Origin of the sequence: Acinetobacter sp. YH01011 (genome assembly GCF_013420785.1) — a bacterium.
Lineage (GTDB): Bacteria > Pseudomonadota > Gammaproteobacteria > Pseudomonadales > Moraxellaceae > Acinetobacter > Acinetobacter towneri.
Map to the genome: position 1 here is coordinate 137,852 of NZ_VOYG01000006.1, position 24,334 is coordinate 162,185.

Annotated in this window: 25 protein-coding genes; 10 read left to right on the forward strand and 15 right to left on the reverse strand. The window is 40.2% G+C overall.

Annotation, left to right across the window (positions count from 1 at the left end; genetic code table 11):
- Positions 1-13: 13 nt before the first annotated feature.
- Together prmB and FTT78_RS05660 are read right to left on the reverse strand one after the other, a co-directional pair.
- Positions 14-1,024, reverse strand: a complete 1,011-nt coding sequence (gene prmB, locus FTT78_RS05655) for a 50S ribosomal protein L3 N(5)-glutamine methyltransferase (RefSeq protein WP_004973398.1) — start codon at positions 1,022-1,024, stop codon at positions 14-16.
- 106 nt (positions 1,025-1,130) lie between these two features.
- Positions 1,131-1,511, reverse strand: coding sequence for a DUF1311 domain-containing protein (locus tag FTT78_RS05660; RefSeq protein WP_180008829.1), 381 nt, complete (start codon positions 1,509-1,511; stop codon positions 1,131-1,133).
- A 230-nt stretch (positions 1,512-1,741) separates the two neighbouring features.
- Between FTT78_RS05660 and FTT78_RS05665 the strand changes: the two genes are divergently transcribed.
- The 4 genes from FTT78_RS05665 (at position 1,742) to FTT78_RS05680 (ending at position 6,395) form a co-directional block, all read left to right on the forward strand.
- On the forward strand, positions 1,742-2,047 hold the full coding sequence (locus FTT78_RS05665; protein ID WP_154320717.1) for a hypothetical protein: 306 nt from the start codon (positions 1,742-1,744) through the stop codon (positions 2,045-2,047).
- A gap of 143 nt (positions 2,048-2,190) precedes the next feature.
- Positions 2,191-3,564 (forward strand): AarF/ABC1/UbiB kinase family protein, encoded by a 1,374-nt coding sequence (locus FTT78_RS05670; RefSeq protein ID WP_004973390.1) that lies wholly within the window; start codon positions 2,191-2,193, stop codon positions 3,562-3,564.
- A gap of 269 nt (positions 3,565-3,833) precedes the next feature.
- Positions 3,834-5,144, forward strand: coding sequence for an acyl-CoA dehydrogenase family protein (locus tag FTT78_RS05675; protein ID WP_004973388.1), 1,311 nt, complete (start codon positions 3,834-3,836; stop codon positions 5,142-5,144).
- Between the two features lie 51 nt (positions 5,145-5,195).
- Complete coding sequence (locus FTT78_RS05680; RefSeq protein ID WP_179991099.1) at positions 5,196-6,395, forward strand: acyl-CoA dehydrogenase family protein; 1,200 nt, start codon at positions 5,196-5,198, stop codon at positions 6,393-6,395.
- A gap of 89 nt (positions 6,396-6,484) precedes the next feature.
- On the opposite strand, the gene FTT78_RS05685 is transcribed toward FTT78_RS05680, so the two are convergent.
- From FTT78_RS05685 to FTT78_RS05695, 3 genes are all read right to left on the reverse strand, one after another.
- Positions 6,485-6,820 (reverse strand): type II toxin-antitoxin system PemK/MazF family toxin, encoded by a 336-nt coding sequence (locus FTT78_RS05685; protein WP_096900853.1) that lies wholly within the window; start codon positions 6,818-6,820, stop codon positions 6,485-6,487.
- A complete protein-coding gene (locus FTT78_RS05690) occupies positions 6,820-7,068 on the reverse strand; it encodes an AbrB/MazE/SpoVT family DNA-binding domain-containing protein (RefSeq protein ID WP_004973383.1) in 249 nt (82 codons plus the stop codon). The genes FTT78_RS05685 and FTT78_RS05690 overlap by 1 nt, the downstream gene beginning before the upstream one ends.
- 176 nt (positions 7,069-7,244) lie before the next feature.
- Positions 7,245-8,450, reverse strand: coding sequence for an alkane 1-monooxygenase (locus FTT78_RS05695; protein WP_004973378.1), 1,206 nt, complete (start codon positions 8,448-8,450; stop codon positions 7,245-7,247).
- A gap of 166 nt (positions 8,451-8,616) precedes the next feature.
- Here FTT78_RS05695 and FTT78_RS05700 point away from each other — a divergent pair, with 166 nt between their 5' ends.
- A complete protein-coding gene (locus FTT78_RS05700; protein WP_096900855.1) occupies positions 8,617-9,570 on the forward strand; it encodes an AraC family transcriptional regulator in 954 nt (317 codons plus the stop codon).
- Positions 9,571-9,575: 5 nt separating this feature from the next.
- On the opposite strand, the gene lpxB is transcribed toward FTT78_RS05700, so the two are convergent.
- Positions 9,576-10,751, reverse strand: a complete 1,176-nt coding sequence (gene lpxB, locus FTT78_RS05705; RefSeq protein ID WP_004973375.1) for a lipid-A-disaccharide synthase — start codon at positions 10,749-10,751, stop codon at positions 9,576-9,578.
- 226 nt (positions 10,752-10,977) lie between these two features.
- Here lpxB and FTT78_RS05710 point away from each other — a divergent pair, with 226 nt between their 5' ends.
- From FTT78_RS05710 to FTT78_RS05720, 3 genes are all read left to right on the forward strand, one after another.
- On the forward strand, positions 10,978-11,865 hold the full coding sequence (locus FTT78_RS05710; protein WP_004973373.1) for a sulfite exporter TauE/SafE family protein: 888 nt from the start codon (positions 10,978-10,980) through the stop codon (positions 11,863-11,865).
- Positions 11,866-12,035: 170 nt separating this feature from the next.
- Positions 12,036-13,127 (forward strand): 3-deoxy-7-phosphoheptulonate synthase, encoded by a 1,092-nt coding sequence (locus FTT78_RS05715; protein ID WP_042068745.1) that lies wholly within the window; start codon positions 12,036-12,038, stop codon positions 13,125-13,127.
- Between the two features lie 61 nt (positions 13,128-13,188).
- Positions 13,189-13,710: a protein tyrosine phosphatase family protein gene (locus FTT78_RS05720; protein ID WP_004973370.1), complete on the forward strand. Its 522-nt coding sequence runs from the start codon at positions 13,189-13,191 to the stop codon at positions 13,708-13,710.
- 34 nt (positions 13,711-13,744) lie between these two features.
- Here FTT78_RS05720 and ispF read toward each other — a convergent pair whose 3' ends face one another.
- Positions 13,745-14,233: a 2-C-methyl-D-erythritol 2,4-cyclodiphosphate synthase gene (gene ispF / locus FTT78_RS05725; protein ID WP_004973369.1), complete on the reverse strand. Its 489-nt coding sequence runs from the start codon at positions 14,231-14,233 to the stop codon at positions 13,745-13,747.
- 98 nt (positions 14,234-14,331) lie between these two features.
- Between ispF and FTT78_RS05730 the strand changes: the two genes are divergently transcribed.
- Positions 14,332-14,982, forward strand: a complete 651-nt coding sequence (locus FTT78_RS05730; protein WP_004973366.1) for a hypothetical protein — start codon at positions 14,332-14,334, stop codon at positions 14,980-14,982.
- 28 nt (positions 14,983-15,010) lie between these two features.
- Here the strand turns inward: FTT78_RS05730 and FTT78_RS05735 are convergent, their stop codons facing one another.
- The 7 genes from FTT78_RS05735 to FTT78_RS05765 form a co-directional block, all read right to left on the reverse strand.
- Positions 15,011-15,919 carry an AEC family transporter gene (locus FTT78_RS05735; protein WP_180043652.1) on the reverse strand — a complete coding sequence of 303 codons (909 nt, stop codon included), beginning with the start codon at positions 15,917-15,919 and terminating at the stop codon, positions 15,011-15,013.
- A gap of 193 nt (positions 15,920-16,112) precedes the next feature.
- Complete coding sequence (rodA, locus tag FTT78_RS05740) at positions 16,113-17,249, reverse strand: rod shape-determining protein RodA (protein ID WP_167846041.1); 1,137 nt, start codon at positions 17,247-17,249, stop codon at positions 16,113-16,115.
- Positions 17,250-17,376: 127 nt separating this feature from the next.
- A complete protein-coding gene (gene ispD, locus FTT78_RS05745; RefSeq protein WP_167846042.1) occupies positions 17,377-18,108 on the reverse strand; it encodes a 2-C-methyl-D-erythritol 4-phosphate cytidylyltransferase in 732 nt (243 codons plus the stop codon).
- Positions 18,065-18,469, reverse strand: a complete 405-nt coding sequence (locus FTT78_RS05750; protein ID WP_167846043.1) for a septum formation initiator family protein — start codon at positions 18,467-18,469, stop codon at positions 18,065-18,067. The genes ispD and FTT78_RS05750 overlap by 44 nt, the downstream gene beginning before the upstream one ends.
- 13 nt (positions 18,470-18,482) lie before the next feature.
- Positions 18,483-19,772 carry a phosphopyruvate hydratase gene (eno, locus tag FTT78_RS05755; RefSeq protein WP_004973347.1) on the reverse strand — a complete coding sequence of 430 codons (1,290 nt, stop codon included), beginning with the start codon at positions 19,770-19,772 and terminating at the stop codon, positions 18,483-18,485.
- 73 nt (positions 19,773-19,845) lie between these two features.
- Positions 19,846-20,703: a 3-deoxy-8-phosphooctulonate synthase gene (gene kdsA, locus FTT78_RS05760; RefSeq protein WP_004973345.1), complete on the reverse strand. Its 858-nt coding sequence runs from the start codon at positions 20,701-20,703 to the stop codon at positions 19,846-19,848.
- Between the two features lie 31 nt (positions 20,704-20,734).
- Positions 20,735-22,375, reverse strand: a complete 1,641-nt coding sequence (locus FTT78_RS05765) for a CTP synthase (RefSeq protein ID WP_004973343.1) — start codon at positions 22,373-22,375, stop codon at positions 20,735-20,737.
- A 226-nt stretch (positions 22,376-22,601) separates the two neighbouring features.
- Between FTT78_RS05765 and FTT78_RS05770 the strand changes: the two genes are divergently transcribed.
- Positions 22,602-23,021 (forward strand): internalin, encoded by a 420-nt coding sequence (locus FTT78_RS05770; protein WP_096900861.1) that lies wholly within the window; start codon positions 22,602-22,604, stop codon positions 23,019-23,021.
- A gap of 197 nt (positions 23,022-23,218) precedes the next feature.
- Here the strand turns inward: FTT78_RS05770 and FTT78_RS05775 are convergent, their stop codons facing one another.
- On the reverse strand, positions 23,219-24,325 hold the full coding sequence (locus FTT78_RS05775) for a YheT family hydrolase (RefSeq protein WP_026438425.1): 1,107 nt from the start codon (positions 24,323-24,325) through the stop codon (positions 23,219-23,221).
- Between the last annotated feature and the right edge of the window lie 9 nt (positions 24,326-24,334).

Sequence of the window (24,334 nt, forward strand, 5' to 3'; positions counted from 1 at the left end):
GTCCAACGACTCCTTATGCTTGAACAGATTGAATAAATAAATCGCGATATTGACGGCATTGTGCTGCAGTCAATGCAAAAATACCTGAACCACCTTTTTGGAATTTTAACCAGTGCAAATCAACCGTGTTGAAATTCTGTTTCATCGCCCATTCAGAATTACCTACTTCAATCACAATCAGACCATCTTCAGTTAAGTAATCTGCCGCCTGCGCCAACATTTTACGGACTAAATCTAAGCCGTCTTGCCCTGCTGCCAATGCCAATTCTGGCTCATGATGGAATTCTTCAGGTAAATCTGCCATATCTTCCGCATCAACATACGGCGGGTTAGATACGATTAAATCATACTGATTTTCGGCTGGGATTTTGGCGAATAAATCAGACTCAAGCAACGCCACTTGGTATTGTTTGTTGTGATGTTCACAGTTAATTTGTGCGACTTCCAAAGCATCTTTTGAAATGTCAGTTGCATCGACTTCAGCATCTGGAAAAGCATAAGCCAAAGCAATCGCAATACAACCTGAACCCGTGCACATATCCAAAATACGTTGTGGGGTTTTAGGCGCAGCATTGGCTGGTAAATTGTTATCTGCTTCGCGCATTTGACCTTCTTCATCTAGGCAATATGGCGCAAAACGATTTTCAATTAGCTCGGCAATAGGTGAACGTGGAATTAGAACACGCTCATCGACATAAAATGGTTTTCCGAAGAAATACGCCAAGTTTAATAAGTAAGAAGTTGGTACTTTTTCATTGATACGACGTTCGAGCAAGCTTAAAAATTCAGCTGCTTCGCTCGGCAATAATTTTGCATCTAAAATTTCAGCGTCTGCATTCCAGTCTAAAGACAAAGTTTGTAACACCAATGCAGAACTTTCTGCAAAATAATCTTCTGTACCTTGACCTAAATGTGCATCGTATTGACGTAGTGCTGTAACCCCAAAGCGAATAAAATCACGAATGGTTGATAGGTTTTCAGCAGCTTCCTGCAAATGTTCAGGGCTAATTGTCGGTCGATCCACTTAAGGCGCTCCAAGGTCAAATTTTAAAACGCCTTATGATACCTTGTTTTGCTCGGTTTTATAATGTTTAAGCAGTTTCCAAGTAATTTATTTACTATGGTTTTACTTATTTGATTCCCACAAACTGACCTTGATAATAATCAGCGCGCTCTGCTGTTTGCAGCAAAACACATTGTGCACGTTGTAATGCGGCAAAATCGCTTTGAGTCGATAAATAACAGCGTTGTTTTACATGGTTTTCCCAAAGTTGATGCTGTTGTTGAATATTACTGGCATTGCCTGCGCTGCGTTTTACATAGGCTTTATAGTGTTTTTTGAGTCGTTTGGTTTGTGCTTTTTGCTCAGTTTTAATACATTTTTGCGATTGGGAAATTTTGCCATAACTATTGTTCATACATTGCGTATAGCCTTGTGAAACGCCATTCGCCCAAACTTGAGCTGTACCCAAAGTCAGCATCCCCAATAGTGTAAATATCCAAACTTTCATATTTTCCCCTGAGCGCAGTCTGTTTTTAAAGCGCGGTAAATTTTCAATATTTTATAATTTTACAAAACCCAAATTGCTGCATTGATGCTACAAGATTCAGGTTAAAAAGCATATAGTCAATCCCCTGCTTTTTATGATTCAGTCTATGATAAATGCACAACAATCATTGAAAAATGTGACAATATCCCAATAATTGAATTACTCATTTTATAGATGAAACTTTCAGCCTTATGAGCTACAAACACAATAATTTGATGGCCATGCGCCAAAGCTATTGGAACGACAACCACTCCGAAGCAGTCTTGATTGAAAAACAATTTTTTCAGCAAATTTTGATTGAAAACGGCATTTTTGAAAATTCGTCATTAGATGATGCCAAATATCTATTTTTTAGTTTGCCCAGCGTGATTATTGTTAAGGGATATGCGCATGGTTTTTTACACGATTCTGTAAAATTGATGATTCTCAAATTTATCCAAGACAACAAAGCGCAATTGATGAAAAAAGCCGAAACCAAAGTGCAATATCGGATGTAAAAGTACTTTTAAGCCGTTTTTCATACTTTTTTCACGAGGAAACTCGTCGTTCAGCAAGTTGAACTTTTTTAATACGTTAAGACGCGCTAATATCCGTTACAATCTAATTTTCCTGCGTATTGCTGATTTAAGGATTGATTTTAATGTCAGATCAGAACGATAAGCTTAAACAACTCAAGACTTCCTCTATGGATCGACGCTTATCCATCGCAAAGGCATCTTTACTTGCAGGAACACGATGGGCAGCCTCGAATGCCACCTCTATGTTTTCAAGCGAAGAAGAAAAAGAACGTAAACGAAAAAAAGCCATGAAAGAACAAGCCGATTACTTGGTGGCTGAAATTGGCAAACTCAAAGGCTCTATCGTGAAGATTGGGCAAATGATGGCGCTGTACGGCGAACATTTTTTACCTGAAGAAATTACGCAAGCACTCAACACGCTGAATAACCAGACTGTCGCATTGGCATGGCCTGCAATTAAACAGCAATTACAGGCACAGTTAGGTGCCAAACTTGATGATCTCACCATTGATCATGAGCCATTAGGTACAGCCTCTTTGGCTCAAGTTCACCGCGCGACCCGCAAGTCGGATGGTTTGGAGTTGGTATTAAAAATCCAATATCCAGGCGTAGCAGATGCGATTGACTCAGACATGAGCCTATTTAGAAATATGCTCAAATTGACACGCATGGTGCCGCAAACCCGTGAATTTGATCAGTGGTTTGATGAAGTGCGTGAAATGATGCATCGTGAAGTCAACTATCAAATTGAAGCGGAAACGACACGTCGTTTTGCTGCCCGTTTAAAAGATGATCCGCGCTACATTGTGCCGCAAATTGTGGATGAATACTGTAGCGACCAAGTGCTGTGTATGACCTTTGAACGTGGCGTACCGATTAACAGCCCTGTCATGCTCTCATTACCTCAAGAACGCCGTAACCAATTAGGCGAAGCCTCTTTAGAAATTGCTGTGCGTGAAGTATTTGAATGGGGCGAAATGCAGACTGACCCGAACTTTGGCAACTACTTAGTTCGCTTAGGTAATGGTGAAGATATTCACGATAAAATTGTACTGCTCGACTTTGGTGCTATTCGTCAATTTGATCAACACTTGCTGACTGTGGCGCGTAATTTGATCAAGGCGGGTTATTACCACGACCCACAAATGATGGTGAATGCCATGACGGGTTATGAGTTTTTTGACAGCATCCCTGAAAGCATTAAACCTGACATGGCAAAAGTGTTTCTATTGGCAACCGAAGCCTTTAGTCACTTAGATAATAACCGCGATTTACCTGCAGGCGTGATGGATGAACAATCGCGCTATGACTGGAAAAAAAGTCAGCTGCATAGCCGTGTCATGCAACAAGCATCTAAATCGATGGCTTCGCGTTACTTTAGTGTGCCGCCTAAAGAATTTATGTTTATTAGCCGTAAATTTATTGGTGCCTACACCTTTATGACCGTGATTGATGCGAAAACCAATGTCCGCAAAATGATTCAAAAGTTTATTTAAGTCCCAACTTTTATTTCTTTGATCAAAGCTGTTATATAGACCTAAATGATTGTTGCCCACTCGATGCAATTGTCATTTAGGTCAATTTATTTTAAAAGCGTAGATTTCTATAAAATTAATAATCTATAAAAATCCACATATTAGTCCAGTTATAAGAAAATTTTTACCGTTTATCTTTGACAATTCTGCATGTCAGCAATGACATAGTTTTTTTATAGTCTGCATGTCAGCATAAAAAACAAGCATTCTCTGTGTAGGACAACACAATCATGAGTCAAATGATAAACAAAGCCCAAGGATTCGGCTTAGCGCTACTCACTAAAATGGCATCGAGTGATCTGCTCGATCAATTCAAATTACGCAAATGGGTTGAACAATCTCTATATCACTCAGCCAAAGCAGGTTTTAAAACCTTTGAAACCACTCAAAAAAATTTTAAAAGCACACAAAAATTACCGCAACAACGACTGACACGTCAATCCAAAGATTTATTTGATTTGTCATTGAGTGAAGAACAGCAAATGCTGGTCGATGCCATGCAGCAATTTGCTACAGAAGTGATCTATCCATTGGCACATCAGGCAGATCATGATGCGAAATTCCCACAAGTATTATGGCAATACAGCACAGATTTAGGTTTGAACACCTATGCTCTGCCCGAAGCTTTAGGCGGTGTTGCCACTGAACAAAATATTGTCAGCCATATTTTAATTGCCGAACAATTGGCACGTGGCGACTTTGGCTTAACCGCAGGATTACTTTCCACATTTGGCGTAATGAATGCCATAACTCGCTGGGGTTCAGAACAGGTTCAAAATCAGTATTTATCTGCGTTTTCCGAAACAGACGCGAACCATCCAACGCCACTTCAAGCCACTTTTGCGATTCAGGAAAATACTGCTGCGTTTAATCCGTATCAGCTAAAAACCAAAGCGACTTTGCAAAATGGACAGTACCTAATTACAGGTGAAAAAACGCTGGTGATTTTGGCCGAAACAGCAGATTTATTTTTGGTTAGTGCAGAGCTAAATGGTCAAGCCGATGTGTTCATTGTGCAACGTGATGCTTCTATTCAATTTAAAGCAGCGCCTGCAATGGGCTTAAAAGCCTGCGAAACGGCGACTTTAAAGTTTAATCAAACCCCTGCGGAGCGTTTAGGCACAGATGATTTCGATTACAGCGCATTTTTAGATTTAGGCAATCTCATGTGGTGCGCCATGGCAGTTGGTTGCTGTGAAGCAGTGAAAAGTTATTGTATTCGCTATGCCAATGAGCGCACTGCATTTGGCGAACCAATTTCACATCGTCAAAGTGTGGCTTTTATGATTGCAGATATGGCCATTGAAATTGAAGCCATGCGCATGCTGTTGCTGAATGCAGCGAGTCTTGCCGAATCGGGTAAAAACTTTCATCGAGAAGCATATTTAGCACGTCTGCTCTGTGCAGAAAAATCTATGCAAATTGCCACCAATGGCGTGCAAATTTTAGGTGGTCATGGCTTTACCAAAGAACATCCTGTAGAGCGTTGGTATCGTGATTTACGTGCGACTGCAATTATGCATTCAGGCTTGCATGCTTAATCTCACACCATCAATAAACGATAGCCAGCTAGAAAAATAAGGAATACATCCATGAATTTACAAAATCCAAAAAAATTCAAAATGTTGGTCGATCAGGCACATGAAGTTGCTTTAAATGTATTACGTCCCATTTCAAGGAAATATGATAAAGCCGAACACGCCTACCCGAAAGAATTAGACATGCTTGCAGCCTTGGTTGATGGCATGAACCAAGCAGGCGATGGCATGAATGCAGGTGCAGCAGTCAACAAACGTGGTGACACATCTACAGGTAACAAAAATGGCGTAAATATGTCTACCGCACTGAGTATTGTCGAAATGTGTTATGGCGATACAGGTTTATTACTCAGTATGCCACGCCAAGGTTTAGGTAATTCTGCGATTGCTGCGGTGGCCAATGAAGAACAATTACAACGCTTTAATGGTGTTTGGGCAGCCATGGCAATTACCGAACCCAACTGTGGTTCTGACTCTGCGGCTATTCGTACCACTGCCACCAAAGTAGACAATGAATATATTTTAAATGGTGAAAAGATTTTTGTGACCTCTGGTGACCGCGCCGATGCCGTTGTTGTGTGGGCAACCTTAGACAAAAAACTGGGACGTGCTGCGATCAAATCCTTTGTTGTGACTAAGGGCACACCTGGCATGACTGTGGAACGCTTAGAACATAAATTAGGGATTAAAGCCTCGGACACAGCAACAATTCGATTTGAAAATTGCCGTGTTCCTGCGAGCAACCTTTTAGGCAATGCAGAAATTGATGTTGCCAAAGGGTTTGCAGGTGTGATGGAAACCTTTGATAACACTCGCCCTTTGGTGGCAGCTATGGCCGTTGGTTGTGCCAAAGCCGCTTTAGAGCGGATTAAGGAAATTTTTAAAGACCAATTAGATGCAAATTATGCCACGCCCTATTTACAGTGTTCACATATCGCAGCACAGACTTATCGGATGGAAGCAGAATGGGAAGCCGCACGTTTATTGATGCTCAAAGCAGCATGGATGGCAGACAATAAACAGCCTAACTCACGCGAAGCTTCTATTTCCAAAGCCAAAGCTGGTCGCGTGTGTAATGAAATCACGCTCAGGTGTGTCGAGTTAGCTGCATCGGTGGGTTATAACGAAGATGAGTTATTGGAAAAATGGGCACGTGATTCGAAAATTTTAGATATTTTTGAAGGTACGCAACAGATTCAGCTATTGATTATTGCCCGTCGTGAATTAGGTAAAAGTTCGAGTGAGCTCAAGTGATTTTATGATTTAAGGCATATAGTAAAGTAAGATAAAAGACAGATTTTCATAGAAATATTGCTATAAATTTCTGTCTTTTTCTATATAAATTAATCTTCAGGTGAAAAAATTGCGATATATCTTGCTAAAACCTCATCCAAAACATCTGCGTGCGAGGATTCTAAAAACCGCGCGTGTCTAGCTTCAAAATCTAAAGCTCTAGATTGATCACAACGCACAATACCTGTAGTTTTCCCACCAATAAGCTCTACAGCGAAACCCATATTTCGTGCAAAGTTTCCACCAGAAGTAATAGGCAAAACAATCGGCATTTTAGTAATAAGATTAAATGACTTAGGTGAAATAACAAATACAGGTCGCTTACCTTGTTGTTCATGTCCAAGTGTTGGATCTAATGAAATCAAATAAATATCGCCTTGATTCATTAGATTTCTTCTCGCCCAACTGCTTTTACATCATGCCACGCATCTTGCTCTAATGCTAAAGCTTGATGCTCTTGCAGCAAGTCAGCCAATTTATAAGATGGCTTCGCTTTAGGTTCGACCACTAACTTACCATTCACAATGCTCAGAGAAACTTCCTTTCCCGCATCTAAACCTAAACTTTTTAATAATGTAGGCGGTACGGCAAGCATGACCGAACCACCTACTTTTCTCAAGTTTGTATGAATCATACCCACCTCAATATTATATAAATATATAACTTTATTATGCGCCAAAATGAGATGAAGTCAATTCATAGTAAGATGAGTGAAAATAGACATCTGGTATACATCTCAATCTTTCCTTTGAAAGATATATACAAAAGAAATATCAAAATGAATATTAAAAAATAATCTTAATAATTCAATCAATTATCCACCACACCAAATTTCTTAAAAATTCGTGCACGGCGTTTAGGCTGAATATTGGCTTTGTTTAAATTGCCTTGATAATGTTCAAATACACGTTTATCCATAATTTTAAACCACAAAGGTGGAATCATGGCAGGCAGCAACATGCTGGCATAACCGCTTGGTAATTCAGGCGCTTCATCAAAATGTCGCAAAGCCTGAAATGGTCGGGTTGGATAAGCATGATGATCGGAATGACGTTGTAATTGATACAAAAACAAATTGGTCACAATATTGTTATTATTCCAGCTGTGTTCAGGCATAGTGCGCTCATATTTGCCATGCGCATCTTTTTGTCTAAGCAAGCCATAATGTTCTATATAATTAATTATTTCAAACAGGCTAATGCCATAAAAAGCCTGTGTCGCCAAATACGGAATGATCCCAGTACCAAAACGCGCCAACAATGCAGCATGAAATGCCGCACTCATGCCCCAGCCTTGTAATAATTCATTGTCTTTCGACCAAAAACTTTTGCCTTTACGTTTTAAACGCTGAGTTTCAATTTGCAGTGCAGACTTAAACGAACCTTTTACCGTGCGGGGCCAAAACTCATAAAATGTTTCTCCCATACGTGAAGATGCAGGGTCTTCAGGTGTCGCAGCACGTTTATGATGCCCATACGGATGCTCAACCCGAAAATGGTTATATCCTGTTGGTGCTAAAGCCAAATGTGACAGTAAGTGATCTATTTTTGAAGATTTATGGCTGAGTTCATGCGCAGTATTGACAGCAATACCATTCACCATCCCCATGGAAATACCCAGAAAAATTTTATCGACTAACGAGGTTTGTGGCCGTCCAACCAAATAAGCTGCATAAATATTGGCGGCATATTGCAAAGGAATAAAACTTTTCACCAAACGCGAATAATACCGATCTTCCTCAAGTCGTTTCACATCTTCATTGCTTGGGTTATTGGCATCTTGACCAATTAAAGTATCAATTGTTGGAATAATCACATGCAATAATAAAGGGCCACCTAGAGCAAAAACTTTTTTCGCAGGCTTCGGAGCGAATTGATAACCCGCCAAAATCCCCATCCCCAATACAGGTAAAAATGGGCTGATCAACCATAAATAACGCTTTTTATCGAGTTGAGCCGCGCTTTTATAAGGAACATCCTGTTCCATCTCTTTAAGCAAATGAAGTGGTGCGTTCATCTTATTTTCTTCCTTCTACGCTGTTCTACCTATATATTTGAGGAAAGACACGAGAATGAACAGTTGCAGACGTCCAAAAAAGCTATGCAAAAGTCTTTGGCGCAAAAATGCGCTATATTGTCCTGAAATCACAGGTTTATTTTTTATAATGATTTATGCTTAAAATATGGATGCTTTAAGTAAAATTTTTGATGATATACATCTGCACCAATCAGAATATATCTATTTAAATCCTCAAGGAGATTGGTCATTTCAATATCGTGACCAAGGGGCAATGCTGGCTTATGTAGTACTACAAGGCTCGCTGCATATCCATTTATCTGCACAGACACACCTTCACATTGATGCAGGTGATATTGTCCTGATTCCATCGGGTTGCAGTCATTACGCAAGTGCAACTGCAGACACTCACTGGACAGAACACTTTGATATTTCGGATTTATTTCAAATTCAGTCACAGCAGTCAATAAATTTTGGCACGATAAATCACACACAAGCTGAAGACGCATTTATTTTGGTGATTCAATGCCACATGGACACCACCATGGCAAAACCGCTTTTAAGTGCCCTACCCGAATATCTGCATATTCCGCATATCATGTGCAGCACAGCGCCCGAGTGGTTACAAATTGGCTTGCAATTTTTAGCGGTGGAAAGTCATCAAATCCGACCGGGACGGGATAAAATATTAGATCACTTGGTCAGTATTTTACTGATTGAATGTGTGCGTGATTATATTTTTCAGCTTGATGACTCAAATAACTGGCTCGGCGCTTTGGCACATCCTGAACTTTCCAATGCGCTCGCAGCTATTCATGGTCAACCCGAAAAAGCATGGACGGTAGAAAGTTTGGCAGAACAATGTTGCATGTCACGTTCTAAATTTGCCAATTTGTTTAATCAGGTGATTGGTGAGCCGCCTTTGGCATACTTACAACAACATCGGCTACGCTTGGCATCGCATTATTTACAGCAAGGACAATTGTCGATTCAACAAATTGCCCATCGTGTCGGTTATTCTTCCGAAACCGCCTTTAGCCAAACTTTTAAAAAGCAATTCGAGCTAACACCTAGCCAGTATCGGCAGCAGTTTCAAAACAACAATGCAATCACGAAATGAACAGTTTAACGATCTAAAATCGCCAAAATTGCTTGTGCAGGGTCTTCGCTGTTATCGGACAATAATTGCTTATGCATAGTGATATGTTGCATCACTTGAATTTGTGCAGTTTCGATATAAATTAACTTTTCAATTTCTGCTGCCAAACGCTCTGGTGTTGCATCATCCTGAATTAATTCCTGAATCACCTTTTTACCTGCAATAATATTTGGCAATGAATAATAAGGAATTTTCACCAACAGTTTCGCAATCCAGTACGTAATGCGATTGAGCTTATAAAACGTAACCATTGGACGATGTAATAGCATCGCTTCTAACGTCGCCGTGCCTGAAGCCAGTGCAATCATATCGGACGCATTCATTACCTGACGACCAATTTTGGATTCTGTGCCACGATTTTCCATCAATTGCACTTTGTCTTGTAATGCACTCGGATAAGACTGCAGTAACGCTTCAATTTGTTGTTTACGTGCATCATTAATTGCAGGAATTAAAAACTTAAACTGCGGATATTTTTGCGTCAAAATATAAGCCGCATCTAAAACTAACGGCCCTAAACGCTCAATTTCACCACGTCGGCTACCAGGCAATAACGCAATATGTTGTTGCTGTTGGTCTAAACCCAATTCTTGTTTTGCTGCAGCAATTGGATTTTCCAACGGCAACTGACTCGCCAAAGGATGTCCGACAAAGGCTGCAGGCACATCCCATTTTTTAAAAAAGGCTTTTTCAAACGGAAATAAACACAGTACCAAATCTATACTGGCTTTAATGCCATGTACCCGACCTTGTCGCCATGCCCATACCGAAGGACTGACATATTGCACGGTTTTAATCGGCAAGTTTTTCTGTTTTAAACTTTTGGCAAGACGTAAATTAAAATCAGGCGCATCAACTCCGACAAAGACATCGACGGGATGTTGAGTCCACTTTTCGACCAAACCATCCCGTACTGCAAAGAGTTTTTTCAAATCTTTCAGCACTTCAACAATGCCCATTACCGATAAAATATCCATCGGATAATAACTTTTAAAACCTTCCGCAATCATTTGTGGGCCACCAATGCCTTCAAACTCTGCATCAATGCCTTGCTCACGAAAACGTCGCATGAGTTGTGCCCCTAAAGTATCACCCGATACTTCTCCCACAACGATACCTATTTTAAGTTTCCGATTTTGCAAGCGTTTTGTCCTCTAAATTTTAATGGATATGAATTTTCGCATTTTAGCATAGCCACTGTATTTTGTAAGAAACAGAAAGTAAGCCGTGGCTTGAATCTGCGATCTTTTGCACTGATTTTCCACATTGACTATATCTGTTTTAAGAATAAGTAAATCATTAATCAAGACAACAGCTTATTGCCAAAAGTCATAATATATTCACGATTTTTGACTTCGGCATATCTTCATGGTTGGTCCTTTAGAGTTTATTTTGGCAGGTGTATTGGTCGGCTTCTGCGTGGGTGTGACTGGCGTAGGTGGCGGTTCACTGATGACTCCCATTCTGATCAGCTTGTTTAAAATTGAACCGCATATCGCAATTGGAACAGACCTACTTTATGCCGCCATTTCAAAATTCTGCGGCTCATTGGTTCATGCCAAAAAAATGAATATTGTATGGCCCATTGTCATTTGGCTTGCGGTGGGCAGTATCCCTGCTTCATTTGCGACCCACTGGGTTTTAGAGAATTATTTAAGCCAATCTACCCATTACAAAATGGTACTGACCGTGGTACTGGGCTTTATGTTGACCTTAACTGGCATCTCAATTGTGTTTCGCAGTCAAATTGAAACGTTTTTTAATAAATACCATAAACAAGAATTGCCCGATATGACCCAAGACCTTGAAAAGGTCAAACTACAGGCTGCAGATAAGCGTGCCCTCATTGTAATTATGGGAGTTGTACTGGGTGTATTTGTCACACTTTCTTCAGTGGGTGCAGGTGCTTTTGGCATCATGGCATTGGTGCTGATGTTCCCGAATCTACCGATGATTCGTATTATCGGTTCAGATGTCGTGCATGCCGTCTTACTTACCCTAGTTGCAGGCTTAGGTCACATGAGTTCAGGCAATGTCGACTTTCACCTATTGGTTTGGTTGTTGGTTGGCTCGATTCCTGCAATTGTGGTGGGAACTTTAGTCAGTTCACGTTTACCTGAAAAAGTGATTCGTAAAGTTTTAGGTATTACCTTATTTATTATCGGGATTAACTTTATGGTCAATCCTGTGAAATCAAAACCTATCAGCACACCAGAAACTGCAACAGCAGTTTCTGAGGCACAAGCCAGCCAATAATGAATGCTTTATCTGACAGGATTTTGCTAAAACAGACCGTTTAATTTATCTACCCGATTCATCACTTATTTTTTAAAGAAGTATTCATCTTTTTATAACAAAATACAGTGAAATTCATGTTATATTCAGACTATTAAACAATCTTTTGTATGATCAAACCAGTGACGGCAATGAATACTTTACAGTCTAATCCTCTTACACAATCAGACATCGATGACGTGAATATTGAAAGTATTCAGCCACTCGTGACTCCTGCAGAATTAAAAACTGAGTTACCTTTGACTGAAAATGCTTATCAAACCGTTCTTCGTGGTCGTGAAACAATCCGCAATATTTTAGATGGTAAAGACAAGCGTCTATTTGTGGTGATTGGTCCATGTTCTATTCATGACCCTGCTGCTGCACATGAATATGCAGATCGTTTAAAAGTATTAAGCGAAAAAGTAAAAGATTCTCTTTATATTGTGATGCGTGTTTATTTTGAAAAACCACGTACTACAGTGGGCTGGAAAGGCTTAATTAACGATCCAGACATGAATGACTCTTTTAACATTGAAAAAGGCTTGCGTCTTGGTCGTAAACTTTTACTTGAGTTAAATGAAAAAGGTTTGCCATGTGCGACTGAAGCACTTGATCCAAACTCTCCGCAATATTATCAAGATTTAATTTCTTGGTCTGCAATTGGTGCACGCACTACAGAAAGCCAAACGCACCGTGAAATGTCATCTGGTCTTTCTTCTCCAGTCGGCTTTAAAAATGGTACAGATGGCGGCTTAACAGTTGCTACCAATGCCATGCAGTCGGTAAAACACGGTCACAGCTTCTTGGGTCTTAATGATCAAGGTCAGGTTTCAGTAATTCGTACTAGCGGCAACCCGTATGCACACGTGGTTTTACGTGGTGGTAATGGCAAGCCTAACTACGATGCAGGCTCTGTTGCAGATGCTGAAAATGCATTAAACAAAGCCAAAGTCAGCACCAAAATCATGATTGACACCAGCCATGCTAACTCAAACAAAGACCCATTCTTACAGCCATTGGTATTAAAAAATATCACTGAGCAAATTTTAGATGGCAATAAGTCTATTGTTGGGATTATGGTCGAAAGTCACCTGAAAGGTGGTCGTCAAGATATTCCTGAAAACTTATGCGATTTAGAGTATGGTAAGTCTGTGACTGACGGTTGTATCGACTGGGATACCACTGAAAAAGCATTGCTTGAAATGCATGAAGCATTAAAAGACGTTTTAGTGAATCGTTAAGATTTAAAAACGCCATCTTCATGATGGCGTTTCTATTTGTAGCATAGGAAATTCTGCGCGCATGAATGACATTGAAACCCAACTTAGCCAAATTAAAAATTTCCAGTTCATTCATGAGCGTTTGTTTTCTTCAGGTCAGCCTACGGCTGAAGAATTAAAACAAATTAAAGAATATGGTATTGGCACTGTCATTAATTTGGCTGAAAGTGATGCGGAACACGCCCTTCCCCATGAAGACAAAATTTGTCTGGATGTTGGACTAAACTATATTCAACTGCCAATTTCATGGGAAACACCATCCTCTGATCAATGTTTATTATTGCTCGATTTGGTCAATCATTTATTAGAAAGCCAAATGGTGTGGGTACATTGCAGCAATAACAACCACGTCAGTAGTTTAATGTATTTGTATCGTCAATATTTTATGGATGTGGATATTGCAACGGCTCAAGACTTTTTACATGATATCTGGAAACCCAATGAAACTTGGACAGGCTTAATTCACGCCGTTTCTTTGCAATTACAAGGTCGTAAAGCCACGCAAGATTTACAACAAGCTTTAGAATCTGCTGAACTTTCTTAATTCAGCAGATTGTATAGATAAAATTCTAACGCGATTATTTTGTATGAGAAATCAATACAATCGCTGTTGCTAAAATACCTTCCTGACGCCCAGTAAAACCTAATTTTTCAGTGGTTGTCGCTTTGATACTGATTTGTGTGACCTCTACATCCAATACATCAGCGACACTTTGGCGCATTTCTAGCGTATGCGGTGCAAGTTTAGGACGTTCGCACGCCACAGTAATATCGGCGTTATTCAGTTTATAGCCACGGTCTAAAATGAGTTGATAAACCTGTTTAAGCAATACCCGACTATCTGCACCTTTATAATTTGGATCGGTATCTGGAAAATGCTGCCCAATATCCCCCAGCGCCAAAGCACCTAATAATGCATCGCATAGTGCATGCAGCACTACATCACCATCTGAGTGTGCTTTTAAACCTTGTGTATGAGGAATTTGAACACCTGCAAGCGTCACAAAATCTCCCGCTTCAAAGGCATGAACATCTAATCCTTGTCCAATACGAATCTGTGCAACCATGTTCAACTCCTGTAGAAATAAATCATTGAAATCTTGTATTCATACTTTCGATTTCGCTATATTAGACCTAGCGCAACATAGTGAAAGTATAAGCGATCATGCTGTTGAAATCTGAGATTCATCTTATCAAAAACTTAAGTACACTGCTGTTATTTGGCTGTTTATATTCATCTTTCTCTTATGCACAAGGGATTGATTGTAGATCTACACCCAATAAAAAGTTGGCGCAGGTGTGCACAGAAAATTTCTCAGAATTGCGTGAAAAATTAAGTGATCAACATTTAACAGCTTATTTGATGAGTGATGCGCCTATTCGCTTGTTAGAAGATACTCAGCAATTGTGGATCCAACGCTTACAGCAATGCAAAAGCTTAAATTGTTATACTCAGCAATTTGATTTTAGAATTGATCAACTGAATTTTTTCACTTCAATGAATCAAAGCATGACTCAACATTATTTAAAATATGAAAATGGTCAATTTGCTGCACAACCCGTACATTTACAAATTCATCAACTCAATAAAAACAGCATTAAAATTGAAGGTATTGCTTATCGCAATCCAAATAACCGCCTTGAAAGCCAAAGTATTGCCTTTTTAGCTTATACAACACCTGATCAAAAAAACAAAATCATCGACAATGAGCACGATTGCAGTTATGAGTTTAATTATTCTAAAGCAATCTTAAAAATTCAAACCAAACAAAAAGGTTGTGAACGCTTTGCGGGCATCTATCGTTTATACGATTAATGCTGAACAATAGATTGTATTAGACAGATTAAATGAGCAACCACAACACAATTGGCAAAGTTAATGCGGCGAATACGGTTTGCAAGCTAATAATTGAAGCCATTAAACGACTATCTCCCCCTAAAACTTGTGTAAGTACATAAGCTGCCGATGCAGTAGGTAAAGCAAAAAACAAGACTAAAATTTGCGACTCCAACACTGGAACATTTAAGCTCTGACAAATTAGCCAAGCCAAAGCAGGCATAAATAACAAACGCCCGAACACATTCAATGCCAATGCGAATACATCTCGTTGCAAGCCATTAAATTGTAATGCTGCGCCCACACACATTAATCCCAAAGGCAAACTGCATAACGCTATTTGACGAATAAAATGCGCTGCACCTTCCCACAAGCTCAAACCTGATAAATTAAATAGACCGCCAACAATACACCCTAAAATTAATGGATTTTTCATTAATGACCATAAGATTTGCTTTGCCTGTAAAGTCTTAGTATCGCTTAAAGCCAGCACAGATAAAACATTCACCAATGGAATGCAGAACACCAAAATAATCGCAAACAGCGCCATGCCCTGCACCTGAAACAATGCTGCGACCAAAGCCAAACCGATATACGTATTAAAACGTACCATGCTTTGCATATACACCCCAAAACGGACTGCGGGTGTTTTGAAATAGCCGCGCAAGGCATATAACAGACAACCAACCAAAGCCACAACAATCCCTACGACCGACAAAATCTGTGCAATTGATTTCGCTTCAATATTTGCTGTGGCGAGGTTTAAAAACAACATGCTAGGAAACAAAATATAGTAATTTAACTTTTCTGCACCCTTCCAAAATGGCTCATCCAACATACGTGATTGCTTAAGCAGATAACCCATTGCAATTAAGGCAATCAAAGGGAAAAGTGCAATAAAAATTAAATGGGTCATAGGGTGCTCTGTATGTGTTACTGCTACGCTGTTCTTTTTGAATTATTGCTTAATAAATAAAGTAAATTTACTGGATATTATAGAGATTTTTTTTGTGCTTATCCTGTTTTGCTTAGGCTTTTTAAAACCACAAAAAGAGAAAAAGATGATAATAGCAAAACTCACCTACATCATCTTTGAGATGGATTCTGTATTAACGATGAGTATGGATAGACATCACAATCCCCATACTCGCCAACATGGAAATAACAGCCGTTCCACCATAACTCATCAGCGGCAATGGGTCACCCGTTACAGGTAAAATACCACTCACCATCCCTGAGTTTAGAAATACAAAGAAAAAGAAAGTCAGACCAACCGTGCCTGCATACAAACGTCCAAAATTATGGAAACAATTCATCCCAATCATCAAACAACGTAAAATAATGGCAGCAAACAAACTGAACAGTAAAAATACGCCAATAAAACCAAATTCTTCGGCATAGGTCGACATAATAAAGTCAGTATGATGTTCAGGCAGATAACCCAAATGTGATTGCGTTCCTTCTAAATAACCTTTACCTGTAAAGCCGCCTGAACCAATGGCAATTTTAGATTGAATAATATTCCAGCCTGCCCCCAAGGCATCCGACTCTGGGTCAAATAAGGTTCGTACCCTTTTCTTTTGGTACTCCTGCAAAAAGAACATCCAAAGCAATGGTGCTGCGAGCGCCAATGCAGTGATTGCTCCTAAGATTAATCGCCATGACATGCCACTTAAAAATAGCGCAAAGACACCAGGAATAATCAAACCAATGTTTAAATCGGGTTGCAATGCCACCAAGACAAAAGGAATCATCATAATCACTAAAGCGACAATGATATGGATCAATTTAGGCGGGAAAGCACGACGCGAAAAATACCACGCCATCATCAATGGCATGGCAAATTTCATAAATTCACTGGGTTGCATACTGCCAATACCCGGCAAGCTGATCCAGCGTTTTGCCCCCATACGGGTTTCACCAATGACCAAAACCAAAGCCAGCATGATGACTGCAAAGATATAAAAATATGGACTGGCAGCTTGATATACCTTAGGCGGAATTTGCGCCAAAATAATCATGGCGATAAAACCAATGCCAAAACTGGTTGCTTGACGCAGCACCATCCCCATATCTTGCGCGGTGGCACTATATACCACCATTAAACCCAGAATCGCATTTAAAATCAGAAAACACAGCAACCATGGATCTAAATGTAATTTAGTCCAGCGTGAGGAATCATTTTTAATGCTTCTACCATCACGTAATGAGTGACGTAAAAAACGATACTGCTGCGATGGATTCATGCGACTCAAAGGTATTTAAAATAGACAGGATGGACAATTATAGAAGCAAAGCGGCACAGAGTGAATCATTAAAGCTTAATCGTTGAAGATTCAAGTTTAACGCGGTGTTAATTACACTAGATTTTTATCATCCATGTTGTTGTGAGGCTAAAATTAAACGTGCCAGCTCTAAATCATCGGGATAGGTGATTTTAATATTATCCGAACGACCGTGCACAACATTTACAATTTGCCCTGCTGCTTCTAAAGCACTGGCCTCATCGGTAATCGTCAATTGCTGTTTTAATGCAGATTCAATGGCTGTTTTAAGCACATCAAGTTTAGCAATTTGCGGAGTTTGCGCTTGCCAAAGTTGGTCACGGCTTACCGTGGTTTCAATTTTTGTGCCTTGGCTTACCTTTTTTAAAGTATCACGCACTGGAATAGCCAAAATTGCACTTTGATCTGTTGCCAGTGCAGTCTGATACAACTGTTCAAGGCAAGCAGCTGTCACACAAGGACGCGCTGCATCATGCACCAAAACCCAGTCATCTACATGGGCGATTTCAGATAAATAATGCAGTGCATTCAAGACTGAATCCACTCGCTCTGCACCACCTACGCAAAAATGTGCTTTTTCTTTTTCTGCCAAGTTTAGGTTTTGCGCCACATCATCTGCTTGACCAATCGCCAAAACATAACCCGCTAAAGGCAAGTGATTTAAACGTGCGATGCTGTGCGCTAAGACTGTTTGATCTTGAATATACTGATATTGTTTAAGTTCAGTTCTAGAAAAACGACTACCAGAACCCGCTGCGGGAATAACCGCCCAAAGTTTAGGGTGTCGGGGCGGTTGCTGCTGCAGGTTGTTGTGATTCATTGGTGCGTAAATCTACTGTGGAATTTGGTTGAATATAAATTGGTTTATATTGTGTGCTGATGGTGCTCATTTGCACAAAGGTTTCATGTGGCTTAATTAAGCCTAAATCTAAACGGGCATGCTCTTCAATGGCTTCTACCCCATTTTTTAAATCATAAACTTCTGCTGCAAGTACACGATTGCGCTCCTTCAGCTCTGTATTTAATTCTATTTGTTGTTGGATTTTTTCTGTCAGTGCAGCATGGTCACGATAACCACCTTCACCAAACCAGTGTAAATATTGAAACCCTGCGATCAAAAAGATCGCAAGGCCCAACAATGCTTTACTCGCTTTGGAGTCAAATACATTTAATAATGACATCTACTGATTTCGCTTAGTTCAAACCTTTGAACTCAGCTTTACCGCGATATGCAGCATTCGTCAATTCTTCAATACGAAGTAATTGGTTATATTTTGCTACACGGTCAGAACGGCACAGTGAACCAGTCTTGATTTGACCTGCTGCTGTACCTACTGCAAGATCCGCAATTGTAGAATCTTCAGTTTCACCTGAACGGTGTGAAATAACAGTTGTGTAACCATTGGCTTTCGCAAGGTAAATTGCATCAAGCGTTTCAGTCAAAGTACCAATTTGGTTGTACTTGATCAGGATTGAGTTACCTACTTTTTCATCGATACCGCGTTGTAAGATTTTCGGGTTAGTAACGAACAAGTCATCACCGACCAATTGAATCTTGTCACCTAAGATCGAAGTGAGGTAAGACCAACCTTCCCAATCAGACTCATCTAAACCATCTTCAATTGAGATAATTGGATATTGATTTACAAGACCAGCTAAATAGTCAGAGAATTGGTTGCTTGTGAATGCTTTGTTGCCTTCACCTGCAAGAATGTACTGACCATTTTTGTAGAATTCTGAAGATGCACAGTCAAGCGCCAACATGATGTCAGAACCCGCTTTGTAGCCAGTCTTCTCAATAGCTTCAAGAATAACTGTGATTGCTTCTTCGTTAGAACGTAAGTTTGGCGCAAAACCACCTTCATCACCCACTGCTGTGTTTAAACCTTTTTGATTCAATACAGATTTTAATGAGTGGAAAATTTCTGCACCAGCACGTAATGCTTCAGAGAATGAAGTAAAGCCCACTGGCTCAATCATGAACTCTTGAATATCAACGTTGTTGTCTGCGTGTGAACCACCATTTAAGATGTTCATCATTGGTACAGGCATGGTTAAAATGCTGTTGTTACGAAGGTCTGCGATGTATTGGAAAAGAGGAATTTTCTTTTCATCAGCAGCAGCGCGCGCAGCAGCCAAAGACACGGCTAAAGTTGCGTTAGCACCTAATTTTTCTTTGTTTTCAGTACCATCAAGCGCAATCATGGTGTTGTCGATGTCTTTTTGTTCAAACACAGACTTACCAAGTAAAGCATCACGAATTAAAGTATTGACGTTATTTACCGCAGTTTTAACGCCTTTACCCAAGTAACGTGCTTTATCGCCATCACGAAGTTCTAGAGCTTCACGAGAACCAGTTGAAGCACCTGATGGTGCACATGCACGGCCAACTACGCCAGATGCTAAGATTACGTCTGCTTCGATGGTTGGGTTACCACGAGAGTCCAAAATTTCACGTGCACGAATGTCAACGATTTGGCTCATGAACAATTCCTCAGTTGATTAATAACGTGATGCTTTAGGCATCAATGAGTCTATAATTTAATATGGATCTAATTTAGTGTGTATCTAGCTTTTGGAAACCTTTTACCAAGGTATCCAATTCTTTAAGCTGTGCCAAGAACGGCTCAAGTTGTGATAGACGCAATGCACATGGGCCATCACACTTTGCCTGCTCTGGTTCAGGATGTGCTTCTAGGAATAAACCTGCCAAGCCAGTTGCCATACCTGCACGTGCCAAGGTGGTAATTTGTGCACGACGACCACCTGCCGAATCTGCACGACCACCCGGAGTTTGCAAAGCATGGGTTACATCAAAGAACACAGGTACATTCATTTCTTTCATGATGTCAAAGCCCAGCATATCGACAACCAAGTTGTTGTAACCAAATGCTGAACCACGCTCACAAAGAATCAATTTGTCATTCCCTGCTTCTAAACACTTATGCAAAATATGACGCATTTCGTGCGGCGCAAGGAATTGTGCTTTTTTGATGTTGATAATGGCTTGAGTTTTTGCCATCGCTTCAACCAAATCGGTTTGGCGACTTAAAAACGCAGGAAGCTGAATAATATCTGCCACTTCTGCCACAGGCGCAGCCTGATACGGCTCATGCACATCGGTAATAATTGGCACATTAAAATGCTTTTTAATGTCAGCCAGCCATTCAATACCTTTTTCTAAACCGGGACCACGAAATGAGTTCAGGCTAGAACGGTTGGCTTTGTCAAAACTGGCTTTGAATACATACGGGATATTTAAGCGTGTGCAAATATCCACATAAGTTTCAGCAATTTCAAATGCAAGGTCTTTAGACTCAAGTACATTCATGCCGCCAAACAATACAAATGGCAAATGATTCGCCATTTGTATATCACCCAAACGTACAATTTCTTGTGGTTTTAATTGTGACATTTCAACTTCCTAGTTTATCCCTAAAGCCATCTTATTTGGTTTTTTGATGCTGTTGTTTTGCCGCACCGATAAAGCCAGCAAACAATGGATGTCCATCACGTGGCGAGCTGGTAAATTCTGGGTGGAATTGTACCGCAATAAACCAAGGATGTTGCGGAATTTCAACAGTTTCAACCAAGTGCTGAATTGGTGAATAACCCGAAATTTTAAGACCTGCTTCTTCAAGCACAGGAATATAACGGTTATTCATTTCATAGCGATGGCGATGGCGCTCTACAATTTCTGCAGAACCATACACTTCACGAGTTTTGGTACCTTCAACCAATTCAGATTTTTGTGCACCTAAACGCATAGTGCCGCCCAAGTCAGAATCGACAGAACGCTGTTGAACTTCGCCGCGCTCATCTAACCATTCAGTAATCAAACCAATAAGTGGCGACTTAGTCGAACGGTTAAACTCTGTTGAACTTGCATCGGCAATACCTGCCACATTACGTGCATATTCAATCACAGCCAATTGCATACCCAAACAGATTCCCAAGAATGGGACACCGTTTTCACGTGCATATTTGATGGCTTGCATTTTACCTTCGGTACCGCGCTCACCAAAGCCGCCCGGAACTAAAATTGCATCGGCATCTTTAAGTACAGTATTAACGTCTTGGCTTTCAAGGTCTTCTGCATTGACATAGTCAATTTCAACTTTGACGCGGTTTTGAATACCCGCATGCAATAATGCTTCGTTTACAGATTTATAGGCATCTGGCAGTTCAACATATTTACCCACCATCGCCACACGAACGCTGTATTCAGGGTTCAATAATGCATCAACTACGTTATCCCAATCAGATAAATCTGCTTCTGGAAGATCATTGAAGCCAAAACGCTCACAAATTAAATCATCAACGTCTTGTTCATAGAATGTACGCGGAATTTGGTAGATGGTTTTGGCATCTTTACATACCACAACCGCACGTGCTTCTACGTTGGTAAATAACGCAATTTTACGGGTAGTGTCAGCATCAACATCATGTTCAGTACGGCAGATGAGAATATCTGGCTGAATACCGATAGATAACAATTCTTTAACTGAGTGTTGAGTTGGCTTGGTTTTTAACTCTGCCGCAGATTTGATATATGGCAATAAAGTTAAGTGCATGAGCATAGTACGCTTATGCCCTAATTCCACCATCAATTGACGTACAGATTCCATGAATGGGAGAGATTCAATGTCGCCTACTGTACCGCCAATTTCTACGATTGCGACATCGTAGCCTTCGCCAGCGCGAAGTACACGTTCTTTAATATTATCGGTAATGTGTGGAATCACCTGAACAGTACCGCCCAAGTAATCACCACGGCGCTCTTTGTTTAGAACGTCTTGATACACGCGACCAGATGTAAAGTTATTTAACTTGGTCATTTTCGCACGACGCAAGAAACGTTCGTAATAACCCAAATCTAAGTCAGTTTCGGCACCATCCTCTGTGACAAAAACTTCACCATGTTGGAAAGGACTCATTGTCCCTGGATCGACATTAATGTATGGATCCATTTTGACCATGGTTACTTTTAAACCACGGGCTTCTAAAAGTGCAGCAACTGAAGCAGCTGAAATACCTTTACCTAGTGATGAAACTACACCACCAGTCACGAAAATAAAATGGGTCATTGGGTTTCTCGTACAATCGAGCCTAAATCGGCCTGCAATGTTGCGCAATTTTACTTTACTCTGCACCAATAAAGCAAAGTCATTCCGCATCAATTCATAGAACAATAAACAATTGGTTATTCTATCAGCATTTCCTATAAAAAATTAGAACTTCTTGAGAGGATTTTCATCTGTCATTTTATTGCTATAATACGTCCGTCTATCCGATCTTTTATTTTGTGCAATTATGAATAAGAAACTTTTAATTTGTGGTGCAATTGCAACGGCGTTGTTATTAACTGCATGTGTAAAAAAAGAACAGCCAAAGCAAGATGAGCAAGAACAAGTAGAGGTTCAAACTGAACAAACTACTGAAACTGCTCAATTTGAACCACTAGAACCTGTTGAAAACATTCAAGATGCTGAACCAGAAGCGCCTGCACAGGTAGAAGTGGAGCGCACTGAAACAGTGAACACCACAACTGAAATCCGTCGTGAAACACCTGCACAACCTGCTGCTGCACCTGCGCCTGCGCCGAAAGCGGCAGCTCCTGTAGCAGAAGATAAACCAACTCAAGCACGTCCAAGCAATAACACAGGTGCTCAATCTGAAGATGATGCTGTTGCCGCTGCGATTGCTGCTGCAACCCCAGCACTTGAGAACTAAGTGCTCACTTAAAACTAAGCTTTAAGTTAAAGTCAGTTTTAAGGTGTAAGTTCTTATCTTAGATTTGAATTGACGTTAAAAAACCCAGTCATTGTGTACTGGGTTTTTTATTCATTTGGATGAGTCTTCGCTGAGATAACTCGTGAATACATTTGCAATACAGCTACCTATTTCTATATAGGTTTGTGCGCTTCACTTTAACTTGCCTGCAGCAACTGCGATTGCACTTTAAAATAATTAGAAATTAAACGCGATGCCCAAGATTTAGTAAAACCGACACCTTCATAAAAACCACAATGACTGCCTTTACGGGTCGTCACTACCATAATATTTGGCATTTTCCGTATGGTTTCTTTATAAGGGTCAAAGTTTTTGATGTGGCACACTGGGTCATCTTCTGCATTTAAAACCATAAGCGGAATTTTGACATTCTCAAACACATAAATTGGGTTAATGGCTTGTGTGTAGCTGTCATAATCTTCAAAACCCGCCAATTCAAAATACGCCTTTTCAAACTCTGCCAATGTAGTCGCACTTAACACTTGCGATAAAGATTTTACGTTTTGCCAAATGTCCTGATGGGGCTGAATAAAAAACTGGAATAATTTTTTGGTCATCACTTTACTGTAAAAAGGATGCACATGCTGAAAGCCTAGTTCAGTGTTATATCCTGGGCACAGTGCAAACGCGGCTTTAATTGGGGTTTGCTCGCCTTCTTCGCCCAAATAGCGCACCAATAATCCTGTCCCTGCGGAAGAACCAACAGCATATAATTCAGATTGTGGAAATTGTTGCTGAATAAACACTATTTGTTCACGCAAATCATGCGTCGAACCAAACAGATTCATTTGTGGTACAGGCATAGGTAAATTGCCATGCCCACGACGTAAACATAAGGCAATACGCCACTGTGTCTGCTGATGTAAATCGCGCACCAACTCACGCATACTTTCCAAAGAACCTGTAATGGTATGCATTAAAACAATTGTGGGAGTATCTGCAGGTAAGTCATAACCCACCCAAGCAACTGCGGTGATACCGCCATCTTGCATAGTGAGTTGATCAACCCGATCATACTGCTGACGAATGGTTTTCTTTTTAATTAAATCAAAATATAAAAGATGCGCATGTGTATTGGACAGCCACGGTGTTGGACGGTATTTTTCTTTGAGCTGTGGTAAATAATCCAATACCCGACGGATTTCTCCATGTGGATGATAATACAACGTCGGTAAATCTGCGCCTGTGACCTGATCTAAAACCGCTTGTGTAATTTTCGCTATTTTTTGTAATGTAGACATCATTTTACTCCC

What these genes read in the sequence shown, in the direction of transcription:
- FTT78_RS05660 (WP_180008829.1), bottom strand. Translation starts at nt 1,511, where the DNA reads ATGAAAGTTTGGATATTTACACTATTGGGGATGCTGACTTTGGGTACA.
- FTT78_RS05665 (WP_154320717.1), top strand. Translation starts at nt 1,742, where the DNA reads ATGAGCTACAAACACAATAATTTGATGGCCATGCGCCAAAGCTATTGG.
- FTT78_RS05670 (WP_004973390.1), top strand. Translation starts at nt 2,191, where the DNA reads ATGTCAGATCAGAACGATAAGCTTAAACAACTCAAGACTTCCTCTATG.
- FTT78_RS05675 (WP_004973388.1), top strand. Translation starts at nt 3,834, where the DNA reads ATGAGTCAAATGATAAACAAAGCCCAAGGATTCGGCTTAGCGCTACTC.
- FTT78_RS05680 (WP_179991099.1), top strand. Translation starts at nt 5,196, where the DNA reads ATGAATTTACAAAATCCAAAAAAATTCAAAATGTTGGTCGATCAGGCA.
- FTT78_RS05685 (WP_096900853.1), bottom strand. Translation starts at nt 6,820, where the DNA reads ATGAATCAAGGCGATATTTATTTGATTTCATTAGATCCAACACTTGGA.
- FTT78_RS05690 (WP_004973383.1), bottom strand. Translation starts at nt 7,068, where the DNA reads ATGATTCATACAAACTTGAGAAAAGTAGGTGGTTCGGTCATGCTTGCC.
- FTT78_RS05695 (WP_004973378.1), bottom strand. Translation starts at nt 8,450, where the DNA reads ATGAACGCACCACTTCATTTGCTTAAAGAGATGGAACAGGATGTTCCT.
- FTT78_RS05700 (WP_096900855.1), top strand. Translation starts at nt 8,617, where the DNA reads ATGGATGCTTTAAGTAAAATTTTTGATGATATACATCTGCACCAATCA.
- FTT78_RS05710 (WP_004973373.1), top strand. Translation starts at nt 10,978, where the DNA reads ATGGTTGGTCCTTTAGAGTTTATTTTGGCAGGTGTATTGGTCGGCTTC.
- FTT78_RS05715 (WP_042068745.1), top strand. Translation starts at nt 12,036, where the DNA reads ATGAATACTTTACAGTCTAATCCTCTTACACAATCAGACATCGATGAC.
- FTT78_RS05720 (WP_004973370.1), top strand. Translation starts at nt 13,189, where the DNA reads ATGAATGACATTGAAACCCAACTTAGCCAAATTAAAAATTTCCAGTTC.
- ispF (WP_004973369.1), bottom strand. Translation starts at nt 14,233, where the DNA reads ATGGTTGCACAGATTCGTATTGGACAAGGATTAGATGTTCATGCCTTT.
- FTT78_RS05730 (WP_004973366.1), top strand. Translation starts at nt 14,332, where the DNA reads ATGCTGTTGAAATCTGAGATTCATCTTATCAAAAACTTAAGTACACTG.
- FTT78_RS05735 (WP_180043652.1), bottom strand. Translation starts at nt 15,919, where the DNA reads ATGACCCATTTAATTTTTATTGCACTTTTCCCTTTGATTGCCTTAATT.
- rodA (WP_167846041.1), bottom strand. Translation starts at nt 17,249, where the DNA reads ATGAATCCATCGCAGCAGTATCGTTTTTTACGTCACTCATTACGTGAT.
- ispD (WP_167846042.1), bottom strand. Translation starts at nt 18,108, where the DNA reads ATGAATCACAACAACCTGCAGCAGCAACCGCCCCGACACCCTAAACTT.
- FTT78_RS05750 (WP_167846043.1), bottom strand. Translation starts at nt 18,469, where the DNA reads ATGTCATTATTAAATGTATTTGACTCCAAAGCGAGTAAAGCATTGTTG.
- eno (WP_004973347.1), bottom strand. Translation starts at nt 19,772, where the DNA reads ATGAGCCAAATCGTTGACATTCGTGCACGTGAAATTTTGGACTCTCGT.
- kdsA (WP_004973345.1), bottom strand. Translation starts at nt 20,703, where the DNA reads ATGTCACAATTAAAACCACAAGAAATTGTACGTTTGGGTGATATACAA.
- FTT78_RS05765 (WP_004973343.1), bottom strand. Translation starts at nt 22,375, where the DNA reads ATGACCCATTTTATTTTCGTGACTGGTGGTGTAGTTTCATCACTAGGT.
- FTT78_RS05770 (WP_096900861.1), top strand. Translation starts at nt 22,602, where the DNA reads ATGAATAAGAAACTTTTAATTTGTGGTGCAATTGCAACGGCGTTGTTA.
- FTT78_RS05775 (WP_026438425.1), bottom strand. Translation starts at nt 24,325, where the DNA reads ATGATGTCTACATTACAAAAAATAGCGAAAATTACACAAGCGGTTTTA.